Annotated in this window: 9 protein-coding genes; 5 read left to right on the top strand and 4 right to left on the bottom strand. The window is 65.8% G+C overall.

Going from position 1 to position 8,909, the window contains the following annotated elements:
- Nucleotides 1-56 precede the first annotated feature (56 nt).
- From A9W96_RS11540 to A9W96_RS11525, 4 genes are read left to right on the top strand one after another with little or no spacing between them, the layout of a single operon-like run.
- The gene (locus A9W96_RS11540; RefSeq protein WP_067139891.1) at nucleotides 57-1,175 is read left to right on the top strand and encodes an MCE family protein; all 1,119 of its coding nucleotides are present in this window, start codon (nucleotides 57-59) and stop codon (nucleotides 1,173-1,175) included.
- The gene (locus tag A9W96_RS11535) at nucleotides 1,172-2,599 is read left to right on the top strand and encodes an MCE family protein (protein WP_067139888.1); all 1,428 of its coding nucleotides are present in this window, start codon (nucleotides 1,172-1,174) and stop codon (nucleotides 2,597-2,599) included. Before A9W96_RS11540 ends, A9W96_RS11535 begins: the two co-directional genes overlap by 4 nt.
- Nucleotides 2,596-3,963, top strand: coding sequence for an MCE family protein (locus A9W96_RS11530; RefSeq protein WP_067139885.1), 1,368 nt, complete (start codon nucleotides 2,596-2,598; stop codon nucleotides 3,961-3,963). Before A9W96_RS11535 ends, A9W96_RS11530 begins: the two co-directional genes overlap by 4 nt.
- Nucleotides 3,964-5,751 (top strand): MCE family protein, encoded by a 1,788-nt coding sequence (locus tag A9W96_RS11525; RefSeq protein ID WP_067139882.1) that lies wholly within the window; start codon nucleotides 3,964-3,966, stop codon nucleotides 5,749-5,751.
- Nucleotides 5,752-5,805: 54 nt separating this feature from the next.
- On the opposite strand, the gene A9W96_RS11520 is transcribed toward A9W96_RS11525, so the two are convergent.
- From A9W96_RS11520 to A9W96_RS11510, 3 genes are all read right to left on the bottom strand, one after another.
- Nucleotides 5,806-6,327: a hypothetical protein gene (locus tag A9W96_RS11520; protein ID WP_066864299.1), complete on the bottom strand. Its 522-nt coding sequence runs from the start codon at nucleotides 6,325-6,327 to the stop codon at nucleotides 5,806-5,808.
- Nucleotides 6,328-6,459: 132 nt separating this feature from the next.
- A complete protein-coding gene (locus A9W96_RS11515) occupies nucleotides 6,460-7,098 on the bottom strand; it encodes a hypothetical protein (protein ID WP_067139879.1) in 639 nt (212 codons plus the stop codon).
- A complete protein-coding gene (locus tag A9W96_RS11510) occupies nucleotides 7,095-7,817 on the bottom strand; it encodes a hypothetical protein (protein WP_067139876.1) in 723 nt (240 codons plus the stop codon). Before A9W96_RS11510 ends, A9W96_RS11515 begins: the two co-directional genes overlap by 4 nt.
- Before the next feature lie 220 nt (nucleotides 7,818-8,037).
- On the opposite strand from A9W96_RS11510, the gene A9W96_RS11505 reads away from it, so the two are divergent.
- Nucleotides 8,038-8,421 (top strand): hypothetical protein, encoded by a 384-nt coding sequence (locus tag A9W96_RS11505; RefSeq protein ID WP_197497979.1) that lies wholly within the window; start codon nucleotides 8,038-8,040, stop codon nucleotides 8,419-8,421.
- A gap of 11 nt (nucleotides 8,422-8,432) precedes the next feature.
- Here A9W96_RS11505 and A9W96_RS11500 read toward each other — a convergent pair.
- Nucleotides 8,433-8,909 (bottom strand): TetR/AcrR family transcriptional regulator (locus A9W96_RS11500; RefSeq protein ID WP_067139872.1); only part of this gene is annotated, 477 nt, incomplete at its 5' end.

Genomic DNA, 8,909 nt, shown 5'->3' with positions numbered 1-8,909 from the left:
AAGACCGTGCGCGCCAACATCTTCAGGTCAGATGCAGGAAGGTGCACGGAACCCTAATGCTCAAGTATCGCGGAGCTGGGCTCGTCAAGCCCGGACTCATCGGCGTCGTCCTGGCGGTGATGGTCATCCTGGTCGGACTGTCGCCCGACCGATTCATCCAATGGGCGACGATGGTGCGCTACCAGGCGGTGTTCACCGAAGCCGGCGGCCTGGCGGTAGGCAACCCGGTGATCGTGTCGGGCATGAAGGTCGGCTCCGTCTCGGATGTGAAGCTCAGCCATGGCGACGCTCTGGTGACGTTCGCGATGAAGGGCAACATCCTGCTCGGCTCCGAGACTTCCGCGCACATCCGCACCGGCACGCTGCTGGGCGAGCGGATGCTGACGGTGGAGTCCGCCGGCAGCGGCACGATGCATCCGATGACGCTGATCCCCGTCTCGCGCACGTCTTCGCCCTATTCGCTGAGCGAAGCGGTCAGTGACCTGACGTCGGACACGGCCGGCACCAACACCACCGCGCTGAATCAGTCGCTGGACACGCTGGCGGCGACGCTCGACCAGATCGCACCCCAGATGGGGCCGGCCTTCGACGCGCTCACTCGGCTATCGCGAACCCTCAACAGCCGCAACAAGAACCTGGGCGAGTTGTTCAAGAGCGCCGGCGACGTCACCGGGATACTTTCGGAACGCAGCATGCAGGTCAACAAGCTCATCCTCAACTCCGATTCCCTGCTCCAAGTGCTGGTCGCACGCCGGCAAGAGATCGTCGACCTGCTGGCCAACACCTCGGTGGTGGCCAAGCAGCTCACGGGGTTGGTGCACGACAACGAAGCCACACTCGCACCTACTCTGGAGCGGCTGAACCGGGTGACCGGCGTCCTGGAGAAGAACCGCGACAACATCGGCAAAGCGCTGCCGGGCCTCGCCAAATTCCAGATCACAGTCGGCGAGGCAATCTCCGGTATGTACGCCTACCAGGCGTTCGCCCCGAACTTCCTTGTTCCGCAACTCTTCCAGGAGTTGTTCGACTACCTCTGGGGATTCCGCACCTTCGATACCTCCAAGGGTCCCGGCTTCCCGTCACCGGTACCTCGGGCCCTGACCCCCTGGCCGTACAACCTCATTCCACAGTGCCCTGGCTGCACGTTGGGCGGACGGATCGGAGGATCACAGTGAGCTCCCGGATCTCCCGGATTCCGCGCAAGCGGCTGGCGGCCGTGACGGCGGCCGTCCTGGTCGGGCTGATCATTGCCGGCGCCGCCATGGTCGTCCGGAACACGTTCTTCGGGCCACGCACGATCACCGCGTATTTCACCACCGCCACCGCGATCTATCCCCATGACGAGGTGCGGGTGTCCGGTGTCAAGGTCGGCAACATCAAATCCATTCAGCCGCAGGGCACCCAGGCCAAGATGGTCCTCAAGGTCGACCGCGGCGTGCCCATTCCGGCGGACGCCAAGGCGGTGATCGTCGCGCCGAATCTGGTGGCCGCCCGCTATGTCCAGCTCTCGCCGGCCTATCGCGACAGTGGGCCGGTCATGCGCGACGGGGCGGTCATCCCCGTCGAACGGACCGCGGTGCCGGTCGAGTGGGATGAAGTCAAAACCCAGTTGATGCGCCTGGCAACGGATTTGGGACCCAAGAGCGGGGTCTCGGGCACGTCGGTGGGCCGGTTCATCGACAGTGCCGCCGACGCGCTCGACGGCAACGGCGACAAGCTGCGGCAAACGCTCGCTCAACTGTCCGGGGTGGGCCGGATCCTCGCCAACGGCAGCGGCAACATCGTCGACATCATCAAGAACCTGCAGACCTTCGTCGGCGCGCTGCGCGACAGCAACGTGCAGATCGAGCAGTTCAACGGTCGCCTCGCAACGCTCACCAGCGTGGTCAACGACAGCAAATCCGATCTGGATGCGGCGCTGACCGATCTGTCGACGGCGGTCGGCGAGGTGCGGCGGTTCATCGCCGGGACGCGCAACCAGACCAGCGAGCAGATCGCCCGGTTGGCCGATGTCACGCAGAACCTGGTCGATCACCACATGGCCCTGGAAAACATTCTGCACGGCGCGCCGAACGCGTTCGGCAACTTCTTCAACGACTACAACGCGGACACCGGAACCATCGTCGGCGGGTTCGGGCTGATGAATATGTCGAATCCCACGTGGGGCGGTCAGGTTCTGCTGTCCACTCCGGGCTGCACGCAGATCGGTGCCATCGAGAACATCACCGCGGTCGAATCGGGCAAGCTGTGCTCCCTGTTCCTGGGGCCGGGGCTGCGGCAGACGAGCTGGAACAATTCGCCAATTCCGATCAACCCGTTCATATCGAAGTCGGTCGACCCGGCCAGGGTTCTCTACACCGAACCGCGCTTGGCGCCCGGCGGCGAGGGCCCGAAACCCGGACCGCCCGAGATCCCGCCTGAGGTGTCGGCCTATACCGGCCTGCCGGGTGATCCGGTGGGACCGCCGGGGGCGGTGCCGCCGGAGCGGATACCGGGCGCGGCGATGCCGCTGCCGCCGCCGCCGTCGACACCGGTGCCGCCACCACCGGCGCCGACCGTGTCGGGCATGCTGCTGCCAGACGAGGGGCCACAACAATGATCGCTCGAGTGGTCGCTCGGCGGGTGTTCACCGTCGGCTGTTGCGTGGCGTTGACGACGACGGGTTGCGCATTCCACGGCCTGAATTCGCTACCGCTGCCCGGTGCGGTCGGACGCGGTCCCGGAGCCAACATCTACCACGTCGAACTTCCGAATGTCGGGACGATGGAATCGAATTCGCCCGTGATGATCGATGACGTCGTTGTCGGCAGCGTCGGCACGATGCGGGTGCAAGGCTGGCACGCCGACGTCGAGATCTCGGTCAAGCGCGATGTCGTGGTCCCCGCCAACGTGGTAGCCACCGTCGGTCAGACCAGCCTGCTGGGCTCGATGCATGTGGAGCTCAACACACCGCTCGGTCAGCAGGGCAGCGGACGGCTGCAGCCCGGCGCCACCATCCCACTCAGCCGGTCATCGGCCTACCCGTCGACGGAGCAGACGCTGTCGTCGTTGGGCGCGGTCGTCAACGGCGGTGGATTGGGACAGATCGGCGAGGTCATCCACAATTTCTCTGCCGCCCTGTCCGGGCGCGAGGGCGCGGTGCGTGATCTGATCACCCGCCTGGACACGTTCGTGGGCACGCTGGACGACCAGCGCGACAACCTCGTCGCCTCCATCCAGGCGTTGAATCGGCTGGCCGCCACATTCGCCGACCAACGCGACGTGGTCACCGACGCGCTGCGCAAGATACCGCCGGCGCTGGAGGTGTTGATCAAGGAGCGGCCGCGTTTGACGGCCGCCCTGGATCATCTTCGCGTGTTCAGCAACACCGCCACCCGGCTGATCAACGACTCCCAGGCCGACCTGGTCACGAACCTCAAAAACTTGGAGCCGACCATCAAGGCGCTCGCCGACGTCGGACCGGACTTCGGCGCGGCCATCGCGGCATCGTTCGTGTTCCCGTTCACCCAGAACTTCGTCGACCGCGCGGTCCGAGGTGACTTCTTCAACCTGCATTTCGATTTCGACCTCACGATCCCGCGGCTGAAGAAGGGATTGTTCCTGGGAACCCACTGGGGGCAGCTGGATATGCCCGTACCACCGGTGCCCGGGGACCCGTATCGCTTGAATTACACACTCGATCCGTTGCATAACCCGCTGAGGCCGCCGTGGATCGATCCCAACGCATTGCCGTTGCCGCCACCACCGCCGGGTGCGGTGCCCGGACCGTCGTCGGCTTACGGCCCGCTGCCCGGGCCGCCGCCGAACGCGGCCCCGCTGCCCGGGCCGCCGCCGAACGCGGGCCCGCTGCCCGGGCCGCCGCCGAACGCGGGCCCGCTGCCCGGGCCGCCGCCCGTGCCCGACGCGGGTCTTGGTCAATCGCCGGTGCCCGCGGAGGCGCCCGGAACGGGAGCGGGTGGATAGATGCTGACGCGCTTCGTTCGGATCCAGCTGGCGGTTTTCGTGATCGCCGGAACCATCGGCGTGATCTCGATGGTCCTGTTCTACATCCAAGCGCCGACACTGCTGGGCATCGGCCGGATGACGGTGACGCTGGAGCTACCGGCCACCGGCGGCCTGTACCGGTTTTCCAATGTGACCTACCGCGGGGTTCAGCTCGGCAAGGTCACCTCGGTGGGTTTGACGCCGACCGGCGCGAAAGCGACGCTGTCGCTTAGCACTTCACCCAAGGTCCCGTCGGACCTGACCGCGCAGGTGCTCAGTGTCTCCGCCGTGGGTGAGCAGTACGTGGACCTACGGCCCAAGACGAATTCGCCGCCGTATCTGCACGACGGGTCGGTTATCGCCGTGCGCGACACGACAATTCCGCAGCCGGTCGGCCCGATGCTCGAGCAGGTCAACGCGTTGGTCCAAAGCATCCCGAAGACCAAGCTCGGCCAATTGCTGGACGAGTCCTTCCAGGGCTTCAACGGTTCCGGTTACGACCTGGGGTCGCTGATCGATTCCTCGAAGACGCTGTCCCGCGACGCCAACGGCGTCGTCGACCGCACCCGAGCCCTCACCGAGGACACCGGACCGCTGCTGGACACCCAGGCGCGAACCACCGATTCGATCCGAACGTGGGCGCACAGCTTCGCCGGCATCTCGGATACGTTGGCGAACAACGATTCTCACTTCCGCACCATCCTGGAGAAGGGCCCTGACGCCGCGAATGAAGCGTCGCGGCTTCTCGAACAGATCAAACCGACGCTGCCGGTGCTGCTTGCCAACCTGACCACCATCGGGCAGATCGGCGTCACCTATCACCCTTCCATCGAGCAGCTGCTGGTCCTGCTGCCGTCGGGCGTTGCCATCGAGCAGGCCGCTCAGGGTGAAAACCACCCGGACGGTAGGGCTTACGGCGACTTCGCGGCCACGGTCGACGACCCGCCTATTTGTACGGTCGGCTTCATGCCACCCAACACCTGGCGATCCCCGGACGATCTGACCGACATCGACACACCGGACGGGTTGTATTGCAAACTGCCGCAGGATTCACCGATCGCGGTGCGCGGTGCCCGCAACTATCCCTGCATGGGTCACCCGGGTAAGCGCGCCCCGACCGTAGAAATCTGCAACAGCGACAAGCCGTACATGCCGCTGGCGATGCGCCAGCACACCCTCGGTCCCTACCCGCTGGATCCCAACCTGATCGCCCAGGGTGTGCCGCCCGATGACCGAATCACCACCAATGACAGGATCTTCGGACCGGTCGAGGGAACGCCGCTGCCGCCGGGGGCGGTGCCGCGCGGTGCCCCTGCGGGGCCGCGGGGAGAAAATCCGCCGCCGGGCACGGTGGGGGCCGCCGCCCCCCCGTTGCCGTCGTCGGGACCAGCGCTGGCGCCGATGTCGCGAATGTCGGCGGACCTTCCGCCCATTGCGCCACTCGACGTCCCTGCGGCGGGAGAACTTCCCCCGCCGCCGGCCGCGCCGCCGGCACTGCCGTTAGCCCCGCTCGTTGCTCCCGGTCCCGCGCCGGCCGACTCTGCACCGGCCGATCCCGCACCGGCCGACACGGCTGGCGGCGGCGGACCCCAGGCCGCGCCAAGCTCGTTCGGAGCCAACGCATCTAAGCCCGCGCCCTCGGTCGTGGTGGCAAAGTACGATCCGCACACCGGTCGTTACGTCGGTCCGGACGGGAAGTTGTATCAGCAGTCGGATCTCGTCGCTCCGAAAGCGCCCAAGACGTGGAAGGACATGCTGCCCACCTGAATTCGCCAGCCGAAGCGGCCCAGGGGGCGAGGCGACGAAGCTACGCCCGGCCGGTCAGGAGAGCTGGTCTAACCGCAACGGCATCGTGATATCGAGCCAATTGTTTTGCCCGCACGCACCGCTCGGACCGACCGTCTTGTCCTTGCCCGAGAGGACCCGCGAGCCGATCTGGAATCCACCATTGTCATTGACCGGGAAGAAGAAGTATTGCTGCTGCCCGGGGAACGCCGTACCGTCCTCGCACCGCTCCCAGTTCGGAACTTCGCGCCTCACCTTCCACATCTCCCCATCTTTCATATATAGGGGCGCGGTCCATCCCTGGTCGCTCGTCACCGTGCCATGGCATTCCAGGGTCGAGTCACACGTCGAGCTGATGGTCCATACCTGGTAGACCGTCGGTTCGCCGAAGTACTGGTCATTTCGCTGGGCCCAATCGCCGATGGACGTGGCGCGGTAGGTTCCGTTGAGGGCCACGTCTTCCTTGGTTATCGCCTGGGCAGTGGGCGCAGCGCTCAAACCGCCGAATGCGGTGGCAGCAACCAGCGTTGCGGTGGTGAGTGTTTTGACTGAACGCATCAGGTGCTCCTCGAAGCGCGTAATCCGAGAGTGCCTATAGGCGCCTTTTCGCCGTCGGTTGCGGCGTTCTCGACCGATGACGTTACACCGCTTCGGCCTGCCAGGTAACGGTTGGGACAAGATCTACCCCGCTTATCCGGACGGGTCGAATTTTGCAATCAGCCAGGACCCATTGACTTTTTTCAGCGTGACAAGGACGCTGCTCTGCGTTTTCTCGGGATCCTTCTTGTGCACGCTTGCCGTCGTCTGGTCGACGAAAATCAGCACGGCTGCCGAATCGGGATGCAATTCCGAGACCGCGGCCCGAATCACCTTGGCGGACGCCGTCAATTGTCCCTTCTCCGCCACCGGCGCGACGACCTCGTCGGCGAATTTGCTGTAATAGGCCAGAAAGTCGCCGGTGAGATGTGATTTCGCGTTGTCGAAATCGCGGTTCAAATGGTCGTAGGAATACGACAGCGCCGCCACCGCACCGTCTGACGCCGCCCGGATTGCCCGGCCCGCCGCCGCGTCATTGACCTGCTGGTCCGGCCGGTACACGAAGAAGTACACGCCTGCGGCGACTCCCACGGCGGCAACCACCAACGCCGTCGCGACGATCGCACGCCACCGTGCCAAATACGGGCGGGCTCGGCGCCGAATCACCGCCAGCCGGCCCGCGCGTGCCGGGTCCTCGCCAGCGGGCGGCCCGTCGTTCTCCTCGGCGGATGAAGTCTGGACTCCGTCAATCTTTTCGGTGTCGTCCGGCGACGAGCCATGCTCGACAGTCATCGCAGGAATTCGATTTTCGACATCTTGAGCTGGCCGCCGTCGCGGTCCATGTTGACGCTGAGCCGAAACAAGGCCGGCGGCGGTTTGGCGTTATCCGGCCCAGTGGGAGTGGTCTTCGCCGCCACCAGCACGACTCCCGAATTGTCGCTCAACGATTGGACGGCGACCGCTTCGACGGTGACCGTGCTGCCGACCTTCGTCTCCTCGGCCTTATTGACGATCAGGGTCGACAGCACAGCCAGCTGGTTCTTCTGGTCGCCGGTGGAGGCATCGATCGCGCGCTGGACATCCTCCTTGGCATGAGCGGGGTCGATTGACATGAAAGCCGTGATCCCCTGCCGGGCGGCCGCACTGAACTCCGCGGCGAGTTGGCGATTATGCACGCCGATGTGGTGCTGCCACAGCATGTAACCGGTCGCGGCGGCAGAGGCCGAGAAGAGCACGGAGCCGACGCCGACCGCTACCGTTTTCCGCTTGGGACGCCGCAGCCACCGTGGGCGTCCCGGACGCCGCAGGCGTAGCCGCTTGCGGGTCTTCGCGGGGCGCTGCTCGGCGTCTTGGGAGGCATCGTCCTCGTCGTCCACGCTCCCGGTTTCGGCGGCCCGGCGCAGTTGCGACAGGCGTGCCCGCGCCGCCTCGGCCCGCGCTTCGGCCCGGGCAACTTCGTCTGGCGCCGCGTCCTCACGTGGGTCGGCGTCAGGCCCCTCCGGATCGTGCACGGAGAAGCAGCTTATCACCGCCGCCCGGGCTCAATGCCGTCGTCGGTCGGCCGCCCACCCGAGGCCTTACATGCGGAAATGCCGGCTCGCCGGGGAGCGGCCACCGCGGTGTTTCGGCATGGCGCGTCGCCGAACACCGTTCGGCCCAGGTGATCTTCTCCAACCAGGAGAATTTTCTTTTCAGGTGTGGCAGAGTAATCGGGTGCGATCAATCGTGGCTATGGTTGCCGCGTTGCTCGGCGCCGGGGTGGTGGCGGCGCCGCCAGCCTCGGCCGGGCCGACCGTCTGCGACTACCCAGCCTGCACCCCGGGCATCATGCCCCATCAGGTTCTCGGCGCACCGTGTGACAACACCACCTACTACGCCTTCGGTGTCGCCGACGGATACGTCTCCTTCGCCTCGGAGCCGGGCCGGCTGATGTTCTGCGGCTCGCCGAGGCGATACCAGCCGCGATGGTTCCGCTCACCGCCGATGGCGGGGGTCAAGGACGAAAACTCCGACTGCACGAACTATCTGAACTACGTCGCGCAGGCGCCCGATGGTCTGTTCCTGATCTGTATCGCGCACGACGGCATCTCGAGCTGGGTCCGCGCCGACACGTAGCCGCGGCGCGGTCAGTCGCGGGATGGTCGAGGCAGACCGAGCAGGCGCCGGCTCAAATCGGTAACCCGTTCGAGCAGGGTCTCGTCGTCGATGTCGGCCACCAACGGATGCATGACCGCGGTGCTCAGCGCGCCGGAGAACATGGCGGCCTCGATCCGCCCGTCCAGGCCCGCATCGCTCAGCAGCACCCGATACAGACGGTCCATGAAATGTTGAAACGGCTTGTGCTCGGCCAGCAGCCGGACGACGACGGGATCGAATTGCAGCGTGCGCACCAGCCGGCGGTCCCGAACGGCCATCTCGATCACGCCCACCAGCAACGCATCTCGCGCCTGGGGCCCGTCGTCGTACGCTTCGGCCGCCTCCAGCGCGGGCTCGAGCCGGCCGAGTTCGCGCTCGGTCACGGCGATGACGATCTGCTCTTTGGTCCGGAATTGATGGTAGACAGCAGCTTTCGTGATACCGACGGCGTCGGCGATCATCTGCAG

The sequence above is a fragment of the Mycobacterium sp. 1245852.3 genome (assembly GCF_001669335.1).
In the GTDB taxonomy this organism is placed as follows: domain Bacteria; phylum Actinomycetota; class Actinomycetes; order Mycobacteriales; family Mycobacteriaceae; genus Mycobacterium; species Mycobacterium europaeum_A.
The sequence above is the reverse complement of the archived record's forward strand: the minus strand, read 5'-3'. Positions and strand labels throughout refer to the sequence as shown.